Source organism: Herbaspirillum sp. C7C8, from assembly GCF_022627875.1.
In the GTDB taxonomy this organism is placed as follows: domain Bacteria; phylum Pseudomonadota; class Gammaproteobacteria; order Burkholderiales; family Burkholderiaceae_D; genus Herbaspirillum.
Genome location: NZ_JABXGG010000013.1, coordinates 125,325 through 142,947 on the forward strand (window position 1 = coordinate 125,325; position 17,623 = coordinate 142,947).

General features: G+C 63.4%; 16 protein-coding genes. 7 read left to right on the forward strand and 9 right to left on the reverse strand.

Translation table 11 applies throughout. The features are described from left to right. Nucleotides 1-3 precede the first annotated feature (3 nt). On the forward strand, nucleotides 4-993 hold the full coding sequence (locus tag HWE01_RS16025; RefSeq protein ID WP_241822322.1) for a M48 family metallopeptidase: 990 nt from the start codon (nucleotides 4-6) through the stop codon (nucleotides 991-993). 53 nt (nucleotides 994-1,046) lie between these two features. On the opposite strand, the gene HWE01_RS16030 is transcribed toward HWE01_RS16025, so the two are convergent. The 3 genes from HWE01_RS16030 to HWE01_RS16040 form a co-directional block, all read right to left on the reverse strand. After that, nucleotides 1,047-2,276 carry an HD-GYP domain-containing protein gene (locus HWE01_RS16030; RefSeq protein ID WP_034351158.1) on the reverse strand — a complete coding sequence of 410 codons (1,230 nt, stop codon included), beginning with the start codon at nucleotides 2,274-2,276 and terminating at the stop codon, nucleotides 1,047-1,049. A 258-nt stretch (nucleotides 2,277-2,534) separates the two neighbouring features. Then, nucleotides 2,535-2,684: a hypothetical protein gene (locus HWE01_RS16035; protein WP_008330992.1), complete on the reverse strand. Its 150-nt coding sequence runs from the start codon at nucleotides 2,682-2,684 to the stop codon at nucleotides 2,535-2,537. Nucleotides 2,685-2,891: 207 nt separating this feature from the next. Further along, nucleotides 2,892-3,755 carry a LysR family transcriptional regulator gene (locus HWE01_RS16040; protein ID WP_008330993.1) on the reverse strand — a complete coding sequence of 288 codons (864 nt, stop codon included), beginning with the start codon at nucleotides 3,753-3,755 and terminating at the stop codon, nucleotides 2,892-2,894. A gap of 114 nt (nucleotides 3,756-3,869) precedes the next feature. On the opposite strand from HWE01_RS16040, the gene bla reads away from it, so the two are divergent. Beyond that, nucleotides 3,870-4,769, forward strand: a complete 900-nt coding sequence (gene bla / locus HWE01_RS16045; protein WP_241822323.1) for a class A beta-lactamase — start codon at nucleotides 3,870-3,872, stop codon at nucleotides 4,767-4,769. Nucleotides 4,770-4,784: 15 nt separating this feature from the next. On the opposite strand, the gene HWE01_RS16050 is transcribed toward bla, so the two are convergent. Next, nucleotides 4,785-5,528, reverse strand: a complete 744-nt coding sequence (locus HWE01_RS16050) for a hydratase (protein WP_241822324.1) — start codon at nucleotides 5,526-5,528, stop codon at nucleotides 4,785-4,787. A gap of 129 nt (nucleotides 5,529-5,657) precedes the next feature. Here HWE01_RS16050 and HWE01_RS16055 point away from each other — a divergent pair, with 129 nt between their 5' ends. Together HWE01_RS16055 and HWE01_RS16060 are read left to right on the forward strand one after the other, a co-directional pair. Beyond that, nucleotides 5,658-6,101: a MerR family transcriptional regulator gene (locus tag HWE01_RS16055; RefSeq protein ID WP_241822325.1), complete on the forward strand. Its 444-nt coding sequence runs from the start codon at nucleotides 5,658-5,660 to the stop codon at nucleotides 6,099-6,101. Then, entirely contained in the window at nucleotides 6,098-7,129 is a 1,032-nt protein-coding gene (locus HWE01_RS16060; RefSeq protein ID WP_241822326.1) for an aldo/keto reductase, read from the forward strand. Before HWE01_RS16055 ends, HWE01_RS16060 begins: the two co-directional genes overlap by 4 nt. Before the next feature lie 31 nt (nucleotides 7,130-7,160). Here the strand turns inward: HWE01_RS16060 and HWE01_RS16065 are convergent, their stop codons facing one another. After that, complete coding sequence (locus tag HWE01_RS16065; RefSeq protein WP_008330998.1) at nucleotides 7,161-7,799, reverse strand: carbonic anhydrase; 639 nt, start codon at nucleotides 7,797-7,799, stop codon at nucleotides 7,161-7,163. A gap of 290 nt (nucleotides 7,800-8,089) precedes the next feature. Between HWE01_RS16065 and HWE01_RS16070 the strand changes: the two genes are divergently transcribed. Genes HWE01_RS16070 through HWE01_RS16080 form a run of 3 tightly spaced genes read left to right on the forward strand, consistent with a single transcriptional unit; the run spans nucleotide 8,090 to nucleotide 9,821 of the window. After that, nucleotides 8,090-8,758, forward strand: coding sequence for a CsgG/HfaB family protein (locus tag HWE01_RS16070; RefSeq protein ID WP_008331000.1), 669 nt, complete (start codon nucleotides 8,090-8,092; stop codon nucleotides 8,756-8,758). A 29-nt stretch (nucleotides 8,759-8,787) separates the two neighbouring features. After that, nucleotides 8,788-9,159, forward strand: coding sequence for a DUF4810 domain-containing protein (locus HWE01_RS16075; protein WP_008331002.1), 372 nt, complete (start codon nucleotides 8,788-8,790; stop codon nucleotides 9,157-9,159). Then, nucleotides 9,156-9,821 (forward strand): DUF799 domain-containing protein, encoded by a 666-nt coding sequence (locus tag HWE01_RS16080; protein ID WP_034350810.1) that lies wholly within the window; start codon nucleotides 9,156-9,158, stop codon nucleotides 9,819-9,821. The genes HWE01_RS16075 and HWE01_RS16080 overlap by 4 nt, the downstream gene beginning before the upstream one ends. 102 nt (nucleotides 9,822-9,923) lie before the next feature. Here HWE01_RS16080 and HWE01_RS16085 read toward each other — a convergent pair whose 3' ends face one another. From HWE01_RS16085 to HWE01_RS16100, 4 genes are all read right to left on the reverse strand, one after another. Beyond that, on the reverse strand, nucleotides 9,924-11,255 hold the full coding sequence (locus tag HWE01_RS16085; RefSeq protein ID WP_241822327.1) for a sigma-54-dependent transcriptional regulator: 1,332 nt from the start codon (nucleotides 11,253-11,255) through the stop codon (nucleotides 9,924-9,926). Beyond that, on the reverse strand, nucleotides 11,248-13,068 hold the full coding sequence (locus tag HWE01_RS16090) for a sensor histidine kinase (protein WP_241822328.1): 1,821 nt from the start codon (nucleotides 13,066-13,068) through the stop codon (nucleotides 11,248-11,250). The genes HWE01_RS16085 and HWE01_RS16090 overlap by 8 nt, the downstream gene beginning before the upstream one ends. 107 nt (nucleotides 13,069-13,175) lie before the next feature. Next, nucleotides 13,176-14,558 (reverse strand): MFS family transporter, encoded by a 1,383-nt coding sequence (locus HWE01_RS16095; protein ID WP_008331010.1) that lies wholly within the window; start codon nucleotides 14,556-14,558, stop codon nucleotides 13,176-13,178. Between the two features lie 448 nt (nucleotides 14,559-15,006). Then, on the reverse strand, nucleotides 15,007-17,319 hold the full coding sequence (locus tag HWE01_RS16100; RefSeq protein ID WP_241822329.1) for an NADP-dependent malic enzyme: 2,313 nt from the start codon (nucleotides 17,317-17,319) through the stop codon (nucleotides 15,007-15,009). Nucleotides 17,320-17,623: the final 304 nt, after the last annotated feature.

Sequence of the window (17,623 nt, forward strand, 5' to 3'; positions counted from 1 at the left end):
GCCATGACAGTCTCGGCTTCCTATTACGATGGCAAGACCTCGAGACGCTACCTGGTCACGCTCACCGTCAGCGGCGGCGTGGCCCAGGTACGCGGGGAGGTGGAGCGGGATTGCCCGATTGCCGGGTTGCACGTTTCCGAGCGCCTGAACCGCGCGGCGCGCAAGGTCAGCTTCCCCGATGGTGCCTATCTGGAGATCATCGATGGCGCGGCCTTCAGCGCCTTGCTGCGCGGGATCGGCCAGCGCGATTCACTGGTGGTGCGGCTGCAGCAGAGCTGGTTCCACGCACTGACGGCCTGCGCGGTCCTGGTGGCGGTGGTGGTCCTGAGCTACCTCTATCTGCTGCCGCTGGCGGCCCAGGGCATCACCGCCATGCTGCCGGTGTCGGTGGATCGCCAGGTCGGACAGGACACGCTGGACTTCCTCGATACGAGGGTGCTGTCACCCAGCCGGCTCGATGCGCATCGTGCGCGGGCCATCACGGCGCGCTTTCGCGCCATGACGACGCCGCTGCCGGATGCGCCCGATTACGAGATCGTGTTTCGCAAGAGCCGCATCGGGCCCAATGCCTTCGCCCTGCCCTCCGGGCAGATCGTGGTCACTGACGAGATCGTGCAGTTGCTGGACGATGATGATGCCCTCATGGGGGTATTGGCCCACGAACTGGGCCATGTGCACCGCCGCCACCTGATGCGGCGACTGATCCAGAGTTCGGCCATTGCCGCCATGGCCACCGCTCTGTTTGGCGATGTCTCGGCGGTGCTGGCCAACATCCCCACGGTGTTGCTGGATCTGAAGTATTCGCGCGACATCGAACGCGAGGCCGATGATTACGCCATTGCCATGTTCAAGGCCAATGGCCTGCCGCGTCAGAAGCTGGCGCTGGTGTTCGAGAAGCTGGGAGAGATGGACAAGGATGGCCCGGCCGCGCGTTATCTCTCCAGCCATCCGGCCAATGAGGAACGCATCGCACATATCCTCGGCTCGCGCTGAGGACCAAGGCCTGTTCCCATGAAATCTACGAGTAGATTCAACGTGACCAGGCCCTAAGGCCTGGCCTCTCCCGGGCTCTCGCCGCCCTCCACCAGTGCCTTGAGTGAGTCCAGCACCAGCCCGTTGCTGCGGATCCAGTCCTGCCCGCTGCGCTCACTGATGGCATCCTCCTGGTCCGGTGCGGACAGGTCGATGATCTCGCTCTCCAGGGCCTCGATCGACACGGCCGTTGCAAACGCCTTGACCACAGGCCGGGTGAGATCCTTCTGGTTCTGGCGAATGACCAGCGCTGTACGGCCAGAGCGCAGCTTGACGATGGACCCGACGGGATAGATGCCCAGCGTCTTGACGAAGGTCAGGAAGATGGGACGGTCGAAGTGCCCCTGCCAGGTCGCCATGCGGGCCAGTGACTCGGCCGGATCCCAGGCGGACTTGTAGGTGCGATCGGAGGTGACGGCGTCGTACACGTCGCACACGGCGGCCATGCGCGAATACAGGCCGATCTGGTTGCCCTGCTGGCGCCCCGGGTAACCGGTGCCATCGACCTTTTCGTGATGATGCAGGCACACGTCGAGGACATAGTCCGGTACGCCGGCGAAGCCGCTCAGGTATTCATAACCCAGCGTGGGGTGGCGCTGGATGATACGAAATTCCTGGTCGGTCAGTTTGCCCGGCTTGTTCAGTACCTCCAGCGGAATAAAGGCCTTGCCTACGTCATGCAGGTAGCCGGACAGTCCGGCTTCCTTGCAGGCCGTGCTGTCCATGCCCAGGGTGCGCGCCAGCGCCACCATCATGGTACAGACGGCGATGGAGTGCAGGTAGGTGTATTCATCGGCGCGCTTGAGGCGGATGATGCTGAGCAGGGCGTTCGAATTGCGCGTGACCGAGGCGGCGATTTCCTCCACCAGGTCCTGGCATTTCTCGACATCCAGGGTCTTGCCCAGACGGGCCTGCCGGAACATCTGCCGGGTCGATTCCTTGGCACTCTCGTAGAGCCGCAAGGCTTCGTTGAGTTCATTGCGATACTCCTCCTCCGCAGTGACCGGCGCAGGTGGCACAACGGCCACGTCCTCGATGGGCTGGTGAGCAATGACATCGCGCCCCAGTGACAGATCGATCCAGCAGAATTCGAAGCCGGCACTGCGCGCCCGGCTTACGTCGGCTGCGTGCTCGATCTTGAACTTGCTGCGCCAGAAGGGATGCTCGATCCATGAGCCATCGAAGCCGGCGAAATACATCCCCACGGCCAAGTCGTTGATGCTGATTTTTTTGAGTTGTGCCATCTGCATTTGAGAAAAGGTGCTTTGCCGCGATGCTGCCTCGGGCTGTTGCGCGACTGTATTACATCTTCAGCGGCTTGATTAGCAGGAATTTTCTGACGACACTTATTAAAGAAAACACCTAATCTCAAACAATGCCGCCACGGCACAGGGTGTCGGCTGCCACGGCAACAGGCAAGGGATGGCCCGACAGAAAAACAAAAACCCGGGGCGCTGGCGCGGCCCGGGTTGGCAGATGAAGCTGGCGCAGTGAGCGCGAACTCAGTGACGCTGCTCGTCCTGCGACATGCTCGACAAACCCGAATAGAGGCTGCAGCAATGCGGCGCACCACGGTGCGATCCGGTGTCGAGCTCGCTGGAGTCGTTGAGAAAATCAACCAGCTTGCGATAGAGTTGTGCGAAGTAACGCATGACTTACCCCCTTTCACTAATGACTGATGGCAGGTCCCGAAGGTTTTTCCGCCAGTGCCGGTCTGTCCATGGTCCTGATTCATACGGCCGGCACGAACCGTATAAATTGTTTATATTATTTATTCTATGTGCAGGACGGCCGGACGTCCATCAGGATTTCTCTGACATCGCTGTGGTTGTTGCGCGTAGTCATCACTTCAGCATCACCTACATGCCCTCCGCATGTGTCTGCAACCATCCCCGGAAAGCCGCCATGGCAGCGGTTTGCGGCCGTGACTTCAGGCGCGTGAGCCAGTAGGCACCCAATACGATGCGCTGCCCGAAGGGACAGAGCAGGCGCCCCTGCCGCAGTTCGCGCTCGAACATCAGTACCGGCAGCAAGGCCACTCCCGCCTCTTGCGCAGCGGCCTCGGCCAGCGCCAGCGAGGAATCAAATACGAAGCCGCGCAAGGGCGGGCAAGGCACACCGGCTGCCGCAAACCAGCGGCGCCACTCATCGCTGCGATAGGAGCGCAGCAAGGTCTCGGCCGCCAGGTCGGAGGGCGCGCGCAAGCGCGCGGCGATCTCGGGGGCACACATCGGGGCCAGCGGCGCTTCGAACAAACGTTCAGCCTCGGTGCCGTGCCACGCACCATCGCCAAAACGGATCGCGTAATCGAGCCCCTCCCCGGCCAGGTCCACACGATTGTTGTTGGTGAGCAGGCGCAGATCCACGAAGGGATGCTGCTGCTGGAATTCACGCAGGCGCGGCATCAGCCAGCCCACGGCGAAAGTACCCACCACACCGACGGTGAGGACCTCGCGGCGGCGGCCATCTTCGAACTGGGCCAGCACGTCGGCAATGCGCCCGAAGGATTGCGCCACCACCGGTAGCAGCGCCAGCCCCTCATCGGTCAACGCCAATCCGCGCGGCAGACGACGAAACAGCGCCACGCCCAGACGCTGTTCCAGGTTCTTGACCTGCATGCTCACGGCGGTCTGGGTCACGCTCAATTCCTCGGCGGCGCGGGTGAAGGAGAGGTGGCGGGCCGAGACTTCGAAGGCACGCAGCGCATTGAGGGGCAGGTACATGGGATTTCCTGGCATCAGTTTTTCTTGGGCTTGCACCCAATTATCGTGAATTGTGAGCGCCACGACTACTGCCTATGATGCAGCCCTGTTGCCATCATTCATCGAGGAGAATCCATGTCTGGACGACGCCACTTCCTGTCCGTTGCCGCCCTGACCACGGCCGGCCTGATCAGCCGCAGCTGGGCGGCCGCACCACAAGTTGCAAGTAAAACTGTGGACTCATCCACACTCACCGATACCCTGTCGCGGCTGGAAGCCGACATCGGCGGCCGCCTGGGCGTTTCGCTGGTGGATACTGCCGGTGCTCGCCACTGGGGCTATCGTGCCGATGAGCGCTTCCCCATGTGCAGTACCTTCAAGTTCCTTGCGGCAGCCGCCGTGTTGCACCGCGTGGATCAGGGCAAGGAGCAGTTGAGCCGGCGCATCGTTTATCACCAGAAAGACCTGGTCCCCTACTCGCCCACGACGGGCAAGCACACCGGCGGCGCCGGCCTGTCGATGGCGCAGTTGTGCGAAGCGGCCATGACCCTCTCGGACAATACCGCCGCCAACCTCATGCTGGCCAGCATGAACGGTCCGGCCGGCCTGACGCGATTCGTGCGCACGTTGGGCGATGATCTCACCCGGCTGGATCGCAATGAACCCACGCTCAACGAAGCCGTCCCTGGCGACCCTCGCGATACCACGACCCCGGCCGCGATGACCGCCGACCTGCGCCGGCTGCTGCTGGACGATGCGCTTGCTCCGGCCTCGCGCCAGCAGCTCACGCAGTGGCTGGTGGCCAACCGGACCGGCGACCAGCGTGTGCGCGCCGGCCTGCCGGCGGGCTGGAAGGTCGGCGACAAGACCGGTACCGGGCGCCTGGGCACGGCCAACGATGTGGGAGTGGTGTGGACCGACAAGGGCACACCGCTGCTGTTTGCCGTCTACCTGACCGAAAACGCCGCCACCGATGCGCGGCGCGATGCGGTGCATGCGGAAGTGGGTCGCCTGATCGGCCAACTCATGCGCTGAGAAACGGCCAGCCCTTCAAGCGGCGAAGCTCAACGAGACCGCGCCGATGCCCTCGAGCGCCGCCGCCACCAGCCGCCCTCCCCGCGCCAGCTGCAGGCCGGTGCAGGAGCCGGTGGTGATGATCTGCCCGCCACGCCAGGGCTGGCCACGGCGCGCGCAATGCAGCGTCAGCCAGCCCAGCATGGTCCACAGCTCGGCCGGATTGCCGCCGGTGGTACGGATGATTTCCTGGCCGTCGATGTGCAGGCCGGCCACGATCTGGCGCAACGAAAGCGTGGCAGGCAGCGGCTGGGCGGCACCGATGATGAGTGCACCGTGGCTTTGCAGGTCGGCCATGCCGGCCCAGGGATTGGTACAGGGCGGATGTCCCAGGCGCGTCTCCACCACTTCGATGGCCGGCAGGATGGCATCGAAGACCGTGCGCAGCTCGGCTTCATCCGGCTCTTGCTCGCCGGGATCGTAATCGCGCCCGACCCGCAGGGCCAACTCCACTTCCAGCCCGCGCATGCGCCATTGCGGCCCGCGCAGTTCGCTTCCCGAAGCCACGATGCCCGAAGCCGGCAGCGCTGCACAGCCGGGCAGGCTGCCATCACCCTTGCTGCCGACCTTCCAGCCGCCCACCGGCCCCAGGCGCAGCAATTGCGCGTCCTGCACGGCATAGGCGGTCTCGGCATCACCCACGGCCAGGCGGCGCCAGTCCAGGGCCAGGCCACTGTGGCGGGCGTCGAGCAGAAGTTGGGTGGCGGCAGCGATGTGCATGCGGAAAATCTCCGGAACAGAAGGGAAGGCAGCGCGCATTGTACTGGCTGCCAGCGTACTCCGACCAGGATGCCGATAATGGCGGGAGCGCTTGACTTGGAGCGCACTCCAACTTCTAGACTGGCTGCCATGACAACTTCTCTCACCATTGCCCAGGCGTCCGAGGCCACTGGCCTGTCGGTGCATACCCTGCGCTACTACGAACGCATCGGCCTGCTCGACCCGGTGGAGCGGCGCGACAACCGCCATCGCCGCTACACCCAGGAAGACCTGAACTGGATCGCCTTCTTGAAAAAGCTCAAGGCCACCGGCCTGCCGGTACGCGCCATGCTGCGCTATGCCGAGCTACGCCGCATCGGCAATACGGTGGAAAGCGTCAGCCAGCGCCGTGCCATGCTGCAGGCGCATACGCTGTGCGTACAAGATACCCTGGCCGAGTTGCAGGAGAACCTGGCGGTCCTGCAGCACAAGCTGGCCCTGTATGACGAACTGGAGCAGCAAGCACGCGCTGCGCTGCCCACCTCTGCTGGCGACAAGGCCGCCGCTCCCCAACCCGAAAGGATGACACCATGACGCAACCCCACACCTCGCACCTGCCAGCGCAATCACCCGTCGGCACCCGCCGCCTGGGCAGCAACGGCCCGCTGGTCTCGGCCATCGGCCTGGGCTGCATGGGCATGAGCGATTTCTATGCGCAGCGCGACGACGCCGAATCCCTGGCCACCCTCGACCGCGCCCTCGAACTGGGCATCAACCTGCTCGACACGGCCGACATGTATGGCCCCTACACCAACGAAGAACTGATCGGCCGCGCCCTCCAAGGCCGCCGCGACAAGTTCTTCATCGCCACCAAGTTCGGCATCCGGCGCGATCCGGCCCATCCATCTGCACGCGGCGTGGATGGCAGCCCGGCCTATATCCGCCAGGCCGTGGAGGGCAGCCTCAAGCGCCTGGGCATCGAGACCATCGACCTCTACTACCAGCATCGCATCGATCCGAACACGCCCATCGAGACCACCATGGGTGCGCTGGCGGACCTGGTGCAGGCCGGCAAGATCCGCTACATCGGCTTGTCCGAAGCCTCCTCGGCCACTCTGGAGCGCGCCCACCGGGTACACCCGGTGACGGCCCTGCAGAGCGAATATTCCTTGTGGACGCGCGATCCTGAAACGGATGTGCTGGCCACCTGCCGCGCGCTGGGCATCGGCTTCGTGGCCTACAGTCCGCTGGGACGGGGCTTCCTGACCGGTGCGTTGCAGCGCTTCGAGGATCTGGCCGAGGATGATTTCCGCCGCACCAATCCGCGCTTCCAGGGCGAGAATTTCGCCCGCAACCTGCGGCTGGTGGCACAAGTGAAGGAAATGGCAACGCAGCACGGCTGCACACCGAGCCAGCTGGCACTGGCCTGGGTGATGGCGCAGGACCCGCACGTCGTGCCCATTCCCGGCACCAAGCGCCGCCGCTATCTGGAAGAAAACGCGGGCGCGTTTTCGGTGAAGCTTTCTTCCGAAGATCTGCAGGCGCTGGAGGCGGTCTTCCCGCGCGGCGCGGCCGCCGGCGAGCGTTACACCGAAGCCAGCATGCAGATGCTCAACCTCTGAGGGCTGAGGCGAGCGCCGCCCGCCGCCAGTCTCAGTGGTCGCTGCTGGCCGCCGGATGCAGAGCCAGCGGCACGAAGGTATTGGTGGCGGTATCGTGCGCCAGGATGGAGCCGGTCTCGATGTCGTAGACCCAGCCATGCAGTCCCAGCCGGCCCTGTGCCAGCGCCACCGCCACCGAAGGATGGGTGCGGATGTTGTTGAGCTGGGCGATCACGTTCTCGCGCACCATGCCATCGATGCGATCCTTCTCGGTCTCGTGGTGACGCGATTCATTGATCATCCGCGCGGCATCGGTATGGTGCAGCCAGTTGCGTACCGCCGGCATGTGGTCCAGGCAGGCACAGGTGGCCACCGCCGTCATGGCGCCACAATCGGAGTGACCGCAGATGACGATGTCCGACACCTTCAGCTGTGCCACCGCATACTCCACGGTCGCACTGACGCCGCCCGGCTCGGGGCCGAAGGAGGGCACGATGTTGCCGGCATTGCGGATGACGAACAGGTCGCCCGGTTCGCGCTGGGTCACCAGTTCGGGCACCATGCGGCTGTCCGAGCAGGAGATGAACAGCGCCTTGGGGGTCTGCCCGGTCGCCAGGCTCTTGAACAACTCTTTACGGGAAGGAAAGACATCCTGCTGGAAACGCAGGAAGCCATTGATGATGTCGCGCATGAGGGAATGGCCTTGATTCTCGATGAAGATGGACGCCCGGCGTCCGCGTGAGCCGGATCATATCATCGGCGCTTGCAGCGGCCGCGACGCACAATGATGAACGTCATCAGGAATGACGCCGTCTTGTTAAATTTGATCAAGATATCGCCAAATTACTACAGATTTTGCTCCTGTCCGCTGATAAAATTGCCGGCTCGAAACTCGCCAGTGTGCAAGGCACGGGCGCTTTCGAGGTGTTTGAAGGGCAGTTGGGCTGCCCTTGTCGATATCAACAATTCGGGGAAACAACTATGTTCAGCAGGTATGTCACGACCGTGGCGGCAGTCGCCATGGCAACGGCGCTCGGGGGTTGCGCCACAGAGAATTCACGCAGTCTGCCGGTGGCCCAGGTGGCCAGCGCCAAGCAGGTGTACCAGGGGGCGCGCAGCCCGATCGCCGTCGGCAAGTTCGATAACCGCTCCAGCTATCTGCGCGGCATCTTCTCGGATGGCGTGGACCGTCTGGGCGGACAGGCCAAAACCATCCTGATCACCCATCTGCAGCAGAGCAACCGCTTCTCCGTGATGGACCGCGACAACATGGGCGAACTGGCCCAGGAAGCCAAGCTGAACAAGCAGACCCAGTCCCTCAAGGGCGCCAACTACGTGGTCACCGGTGATGTCACCGAGTTCGGCCGCAAGGAAACCGGCGATCGCCAGCTGTTTGGCATCCTCGGTCGTGGCAAGTCACAGGTGGCCTATGCCAAGGTCAACCTCAACATCGTGGACGTGAACACCTCGCAGGTGGTGTACTCGTCGCAGGGCGCAGGCGAATACAGCCTGGACAACCGCGAGATCATCGGCTTCGGCGGCACCGCCAGCTATGACTCCACGCTCAATGGCAAGGTACTCGACCTGGCCATCCGCGAAGCGGTGCAGAACCTGGTCACCGGCATCGATTCCGGCGCATGGAAGCCCTGACTCCCCAACACGAACGCAAGAGACCGACCATGATGAACAAGAAGCTCGCTGCCGGGTTCGCCCTCGGCCTGGCGCTGGCCCTCTCCGGCTGTGCCAAACACCAGCAGAAGTCCCTCTACGGCTGGGGCAATTATCAGGACCAGCTGTACGAACACTTCAAGACGGAAGGCAACGGCAATGAAGCCGAGATCGCCGCGCTGGAAGAAAACCTGCAGAAGATGCGCGCCAACAACGAGGCCGTGCCGCCGGGCTACCACGCCCACCTGGGCATGCTGTATGCCTCCATCGGCAAGGAAGACCAACTGGTCCAGGAACTGCAGACCGAAAAGGCGCTGTTCCCGGAATCGGCACCGTATATGGACTTCCTGATGCGCAACTACAAGAAGGGACTGAGCAAATGATGATCAACAAATTCAAGGCACTGGGCGCCCTGCTGCTGGTCCTGCTGGCCTCGGGCTGCGCCACCCACAAACAGCAACCGTATGACTACGCCGAGTTCAAGGCGGCGCGTCCGGCCTCGATCCTGGTGCTGCCACCGATGAACAGCTCTTCCGAAGTCATCGCTCCCTACGGCATGCTCGCGCAGGCCACGCTACCCCTGGCGGAATCGGGTTACTACGTGATCCCGGTCTCCCTGGCGGCGGAGACCTTCAAGCAGAACGGCCTGGCCAACGCCGCCGACATCCACGAGGTGCCGGTCAAGAAGCTGCATGACATCTTCGGTGCCGACGCTGCGCTGTACATCAACATCACCGACTACGGCACCTCCTACAAGGTGGTGCAGAGCGATACGGTGGTGGCCGCCGATGCCAAGCTGGTCGACCTGCGTTCGGGCAAGACGCTGTGGCAGGGCTCGGCCAGCGCCTCCAGCGCAGAGCAGCGCCAGAACCAGAACAATGGCCTGTTGGGCATGCTGATCTCGGCCGTGGTCAACCAGATCATCAGCACCACCACCGATGCCAGCTACAAGATGGCCAGCGTGACCAGCAACCGCCTGCTGCGCGCGGGCAGCACCAACGGACTGTTGTATGGTCCGCGTTCACCGCAGTACCAGAAGGACTGAGTCCAAAGCCCCTCGCAGCGCTTGCGCAAGCAAGTCCTGCAGAGGGCAATGACGCCGCAGCGCAGCATCACCGCAGCGGCGTTTTTTACGTACGTAGCAGTCTCAAGCGGACGCCAGCTGATATTTGCGGATCTTGTCGTAAAGCGTCTTCTTCGGGATGCCCAGCCGCTCGGCGGCCTGCGCGACACTGCCCTCGCTCTCCCTGAGCGCCGTGGCGATCATCCCGGCCTCGAATTGCTCCACCTGTTCCGGCAGGGACAGCGTCAAGGATGCCGAGCCCCCCACGGCAGCGATCTGTTCCACTCCCAATACCCAGCGGTCGGCAAAGTTGCGCAGTTCGCGCACATTGCCCGGCCATTCGCGCTGCTGCCATTGCTGCATCTGCGCCGCCGTCCAGGCCGGTATCTCTCGCCGGTAGCGCATCGCGGCCGCCTGGCAGAAATGCGCCAGCAACAGCGGGATATCACTGCCACGCTGGTTCAAGGCCGGCAGGTCGATGGAAACCACGCCGATACGGTAATACAGGTCTTCACGGAACTGTCCCTCGGCGGAGAGCTTGAGCAGATCGACCTTGCTGGCCGCCACCACCCGGCAATCAATGGCCACGGACTCGTTGCCGCCCAAGCGTTCCAGGCGCCGCTCCTGCAGCACGCGCAAGAGCTTGACCTGCAACGCCAGCGGCATGCTCTCGATTTCATCGAGGAAGAGCGTGCCGCCATGCGCATATTCCAGCTTGCCGATGCGGCGCTTCTGGGCACCGGTGAAGGCCCCGGCCTCATGACCGAAGATCTCGCTCTCGAACACCGTTTCCGGCAAGGCCCCGCAGTTCAGCGCCACGAAGGGGCCCTTGCGGGCACTGGCGGCATGCAGCTGGCGCGCCACCACTTCCTTGCCGCTGCCGGTCTGGCCATTGATGAGCACATCCACATCGGCCGGACCGAGGCTGCGGATGAGCGTACGCACGCGCTCGATGGCAGGTGACTGGCCCACCAGCGGCGGCAGCTCCGGGTCGTGCGCCCAGGCCTCGCGCAGGCGGCGGTTTTCCAGGACCAGACTGCGCTTCTCCTGGGCGCGCAGGGCGATCTCGAGCAGACTGTCCGAACCGAAGGGCTTCTCCACGAAGTCATAGGCCCCGGCACGCATGGCCTCCACCGCCATGCTGACATCGCCATGACCGGTCACGACGATCACCGGCAGGTCCGGATCGATCTGCATGACATGGGCCAGCACCTGCAAGCCGGACCAGCCAGGCAGGCGTACATCGGTCACCAGCACGCCCGGGAAATCGCGGGTCAGCAGCGGCAGGGCCTCTTCGGCGCTGGCGCAGGCGCTCACCGTAAAGCCCTCCAGCTCCAGTGCCTGGGCCGTGGCACGGCGCACCGCCTGTTCATCTTCGATCAGCAGGGCGCTGGGGGCAGCGGCGTGTTTATCCATCAGATCCATTCTCCGTCTTCAGCAGGGGCAGGCGCACCACGAATTCCGCGCCGCCTTGTTCATGATTATGCGCACTCAGTTGACCGTTCATGGCCTGCACGATGGAGGACGAAATCGTCAGTCCCAAGCCCAGCCCCTTGCTCGACGACTTGGTCGTGAAGAAGGGCTCGAACAGATGCGGCACGACCTCGTCGGCAATGCCCGCGCCGGAATCGCGAATGCGCAGCACTGCCTGCTGGCGTGCCGTATCGACCTCCAGCATCACGCAGACACACTTGCGGGGCGCCTCCTCGACCGCATCGAGGGCATTGCGCAAGAGATTGACGATGACCTGCTCGGTGCGCACAGCGTCTCCGGTCACCTGCACGGTCAGCGGCATGTCGATGCGGGTTTCCACTTCCTGCTTCTGGAAGTCGCTGGAAAGCAGCCGTACCGAGGTCTCCACGGCCTGGCGCAGGTCGACCACCGCCACGGCCTGGCCGCTCTTGCGCGCAAACCCCTTCAACTGGCCGATGATCTTGCCCATGCTGGCACTGGCATGGCTGATGTGTTCCAGGTTCTCGGCCACTTGGGCGGTCTGGCCCCGCGCCAGGAATTTCACCGAGTTGTCGGCAAAGGCACGGATGGCCGCCAAAGGCTGGTTCAGTTCATGCGTCATGCCCGCCGCCATCTGGCCCAGCATGGCCAGCTTGCCGGCCTGCACCAGCTCGTCCTGGGTAGTGCGCAACAGGCTCTCGGTCTGCTGCAGCTTGGCGTACTTGGCCGCGATGGCCTGGTTGGCCGCGGTCAGTTCCCCGGTACGCTGGGCGATCTTCTGGTCCAGTTCCTCGGCAGCACGGCGCAGGGCGTTGCGCGAGGCCAGTCGTTCCTGCAAGCGGCGCCGGTGCTGGTACCAGGCCAACAGCGAGATGGCCAGCGCCAGCATCAACAGTGCCGCCGCCATGGTCGACTGCATCGCGGACCGCTGCATGCGTGCCTTTGACGGAAACAGCATCAACTTCCATCCCAGCCGCCCCACCGGGCGCGACACGTGCATGCCGAATCCGCGCTGCAAGGCCGGCGGCAGCGTCGTCACGGGCGTGATGGGCAGGTCTGCATACTGGTGGGTGCCCTCCAGCTCGCGCTGTACCGGCGCGCTCAGGGCTTGCAGGCTGTGATACTTCCATTCAGGACGATTGCTCAGAAACACCACACCACCGGCATCAGTGAGCGTGATCGGATCATTGCTGCTGCGCCAGGTATGCTCGAACTCCGCCAGGTCCACCTTGACCACCATCACCCCAATGGGCAGGTCGCCCTCGGCCTGGTCCTGGCGCCGATAGACGGGCTGGGCGATGAAGTAGCCCGGCTCGCTGGAAATGTTGCCGATACCATAGAAGCGCCCTGCCCGCCCCTGGATGGCTTCGCGGAAGTAGGGGCGGAAACCGAAGTCGCGCCCGACATAGCTGAATTCCTCATCCCAGTTGCTGGAGGCCAGCGTCACGCCGTGACGGTTGAGCATGAAGATATTGACCGCACGCGACTGTTGCTGGATGGTCTTGAAGGCACGATTGAGGCGGTCCACCGAGAACGCATCCTCGGGATGCTGCAAGACCTGGCGCACATCGGACTGGAAGCCCAGCGCAAAGGGCAAGGCTTCATATTTCTGCAGGATCGACTCCAGATCCAGCGCGGCGATCTGCAACTGCGCGGCGGCCAGGGCCTGCTGGTCGCTCTCGGCCCGGCCCAGCGCCACGCGATAGGTCAACCCGCAGACCAGCAGGGTGGCCGCCAGGAACAGGGTCAGGATCAGCAGGTTTCGTCGTGCGCGCATGAAGAGAACGGAAGAAAACAGCGCGGCGCCCCGCAGGGCGCCGCGTTGAAGGCATCATCATAACGCGCCGCGCGCCACCGCAGGCAGTGGCGCAACGGCGGGCACGATCAGGCCGGCTTGTGCAGCTTGCCGGCAGCGGCAGCGGCGTCGCCGTGCTCGTCGTCCGGGTTCATGGAGACATCGCCCTTGAGGTGACCGTCACGTTGCGGATCCGGCATGCGCAGGCTGATGATCAGCGCCACCAGGCACAGTGCACTGACGTACCAGTAGAAGGCCGATTCCACCCCCGCCGACTTCAGCGACAGCGCCACGAATTCGGCCGAACCGCCGAAGATGGCATTGCCCACCGCATAAGACAGGCCCACGCCCAGGGCGCGCACTTCCGGCGGGAACATCTCGGCCTTGATCAGGCCGCTGATGGAGGTATAGAAGCTGACGATGGTCAGCGCCAGGATGGCCAGCGCCATGGCCACGCCGGGGCTGCTGACGTCTTTCAGGAAGTGCAGGATGGGGAAGGTACCGATCATGCCGAAGAAGGCGAAGCACAGCATGGAGTTGCGGCGGCCGATCTTGTCGGAGAGGGCACCGAAGATCGGTTGCAGGATCATGTAGACGAACAGCGCGCCGGTCATGACACCATTGGCCATCTTCGGGTCCATGCCGGCGGTGTTGACCAGATACTTCTGCATGTAGGTGGTGAAGGTGTAGAACATCAGCGAGCCGCCGGCGGTGAAGCCCACCACGTTCAGGAAGGCGCGCTTGTGCTGCAGCAAGCCCTTGAGGGTACCGGCTTCCTTCTTCTTGCGGGCACCGGCCGAAGAGGTCTCGGCCAGCGAGCTGCGCAGATACATCGCCACCAGCGCACCGACCGCGCCCAGCACGAAGGGAATGCGCCAGCCCCAGGCCATCAGCTCGGCCTTGGTCAGCCACTGCTGCATGGCGAACAGCACCAGCACGGCCAGCAACTGGCCACCGATGAGCGTCACGTACTGGAAGGAGGCGAAGAAGCCACGGCGGCCATTGGGCGCCACTTCACTCATGTAGGTCGCGGAGGTGCCATATTCACCGCCCACCGACAGACCCTGGAACAGGCGCGCCAAGAGCAGCAGCGCCGGCGCCCAGGCACCGATGGTGGCATAGGTCGGCAGGACGGCCACGGCCAGCGAGCCGCCGCACATCATCAGCACCGAGATCAGCATGGAGGTCTTGCGGCCATGCTTGTCGGCGATGCGACCGAACAGCCAGCCGCCGATGGGACGCATCAGGAAACCGGCCGCGAACACGCCGGCGGTATTGAGCAACTGGGTGGTCGGATCGCCCTTGGGGAAGAAGGCCGGTGCGAAATAGATCGCACAGAAGGAATAGACGTAGAAGTCGAACCATTCCACCAGGTTGCCGGAAGAGGCGCCGAGGATGGCGAAAATGCGCTTGCGGTATTCAGCAGCGCTCAAGGGCGTGGTTTGCGCATGGCTTTGCGGGGTGACACTCATGGATATCTCCTGTGATGGCCACAGTCCGGTCCGGCGGACAGGACCTGCGGCGGGTCATCTTGCTTTGATGGAACCGGAACAAGGCATAACGCAGAGGCCAGCAGGACCAGGCGCGTGAAGACGATGCAGAGAGCGCATCAGGTGTCTGTCTCCGTGTTTGCTTTTTTGTTTTGAGCTTCATATTGCAGGCTTCGTGCCAGCATGAAAAACACGGCAAAAAAATCACAAGCCATTGATTTAAAACGATTTTATTTAATCCAACCCAAACAGCAACGCAAACCCGGTGCGGATTCCCGGAATGCTGCTGCGCGACATGTGCGGAAATCCATCCAAACCATCGGCTGGTGCCACGCTCGCCCGGGCGCAATGAAAAGCGGCGCATGTCTTTCGACATGCGCCGCTTTCACGGTCTTGCTGAGCCGGCTTGAGCCGTGGACTGACGCTGCGATCAGCGCTCCGACAGGGCATCCATGACGCACAGGGCGGTCATGTTGATGATGCGGCGCACCGTCGCCGACGCGGTCAGGATGTGGACCGGCTTGGCGCAACCCAGCAGGATGGGGCCAATGGCCACGCCGTTGCCCGATGCCGTCTTGAGCAGGTTGTAGGCGATGTTGGCGGCGTCGATGTTGGGCATGACCAGCAGGTTGGCGTCGCCCTTCAGGGGCGAGTCCGGAATCACGGCGTTGAGCAGCTTGGAATCGAGCGCGGTATCGCCGTGCATTTCGCCATCGACTTCCAGGTCCGGCGCGATTTCGCGCAGGATGGCCAGAGCATCGCGCATCTTGCGGGCCGATTCGCTGTTGCTGGAACCGAAGTTCGAATGCGACAGCAGCGCCGCACGCGGATGCAGGCCGAAGCGACGCATTTCCTCGGCGGCCAGCATGGTGATTTCGGCCAGCTCGCGGGCGTTGGGGTTCTCGTTGACGTGGGTATCGACCATCACCAGCTGGCGATTGGGCAGGATCACCGCATTCATCGCCGCATAGACGTTGACGCCTTCACGCTTGCCCAGCACCTGATCGATGTAGTGCAGGTGCAGTTGGGTGGTGCCGTAGGTACCGCAGATGAGACCGTCGGCATCGCCCTTGTGAATGGCCATGGAACCGATCAGGGTGTGACGGCGGCGCATTTCCAGCTTGGCGTATTGCTCGGTGACGCCCTTGCGGCGCGACATTTCCAGGAAGGTCTGCCAGTAGTCGCGGTAGCGGTTGTCGAAATTGGGGTTGATGACCTCGAAGTCGGTACCGGCACGCAGGCGCAGGCCGAACTTCTTGATGCGCTGTTCCAGCACTTCCGGACGGCCCACCAGGATGGGCTTGGCCAGGTTTTCATCGACGATCACCTGCACCGCGCGCAGCACGCGCTCTTCTTCGCCTTCGGCGTAGACGATGCGCTTCTTGGCCTCGGCGGCCTTCTTGGCGACCTGGAAGATCGGACGCATGAAGGTACCGCTGTGGTAGACGAACTGTTCCAGCTTTTCGATGTAGGCGTCCATGTCCTGAATCGGACGGGCGGCCACGCCCGAGCTCTCGGCGGCACGGGCCACAGCCGGCGCGATCTTGATCATCAGGCGCGGGTCGAAAGGCTTGGGAATGATGTATTCCGGGCCGAAGGACAGGTTGGCGATGCCATAGGTCGAGGCCACGATATCGGACTGCTCGGCCTGGGCCAGCTCGGCGATGGCGTGGACGGTGGCGATCTCCATCTCGCGGGTGATGGTGGTGGCGCCGGAGTCGAGCGCACCACGGAAGATGTAGGGGAAGCACAGCACGTTGTTGACCTGGTTCGGATAATCCGAGCGGCCGGTAGCGATGATGGCGTCGTCACGCACGGCCATCACTTCTTCGGGCAGGATTTCCGGGGTCGGGTTGGCCAGGGCCAGCACCAGCGGACGCGGGGCCATCTGCTTGACCATCTCGGGCTTCAACACGCCGGCGGCGGACAGGCCCAGGAAGATGTCGGCATCCGGAATCACTTCGGCCAGGGTGCGGGCGTCGGTTTCACGGGCGAAACGTTCCTTGTCCGGGTCCATCAGTTCCTTGCGGCCCTTGTAGACCACGCCGGCCAGGTCGGTGACGAAGATGTTCTCGATCGGGAAGCCGAGGTCGACGATCAGGTCCAGGCAGGCCAGCGCGGCCGCACCGGCGCCGGAGACCACCAGCTTGACGTCCTTGATGTCCTTGCCAACGACCTTCAGGCCGTTGAGGATGGCGGCGCCGACGATGATGGCGGTGCCGTGCTGGTCATCGTGGAAGACCGGGATCTTCATCTTCTCGCGCAGCTTGCGCTCGATGTAGAAGCATTCCGGGGCCTTGATGTCTTCCAGGTTGATGCCGCCAAAAGTCGGCTCCAGGGCCGCGATCACGTCGATCAGCTTGTCCGGGTCGGTTTCATTGATTTCGATGTCGAAGACGTCGATGCCGGCGAACTTCTTGAACAGCACGCCCTTGCCTTCCATGACTGGCTTGGACGCCAGCGCCCCGATGTTGCCCAGGCCCAGCACGGCGGTACCGTTGGTGATGACGGCCACCAGATTGCCACGCGCGGTGTAGCGGAAGGCGTTGAGCGGGTCGGCGACGATTTCTTCGCAGGCCGCAGCCACGCCCGGAGAATACGCGAGGGAGAGATCACGCTGGTTGGTCAGCAGCTTGGTGGGCGTGACCGCGATCTTGCCCGGGGTCGGAAACTCGTGGTAATCGAGCGCTGCCTGACGAAGTTGCTGACGCACTTCTTCTTTCTTACTGATCATCGAATCCATACTCTGTATTCTCTAGTTGACTTGCGAAGGGGGTCGATTCTAGCAGAGGTCGGCCCTCAATCATAGGCCGACCGCCCCATGCTGCCCCGCGCAAAGCCTTTTCCGGACTGGCTTTGCGGCAGGTCGACCGAAACCCGTGATGACCGCGAACATGGTCTTTCCGGGGCCAGATGACGACCGTTTGTCGCCTGATGTGCGCAGTTGCACGCAGCTTGATTTGCTGCACGAGAGGCTGCCACCGCCCCTGTCTGTCTGGTATTGGGGAAAACCCCTAGGCTTTGCGGCGCTGCGCGCTGACGCAACT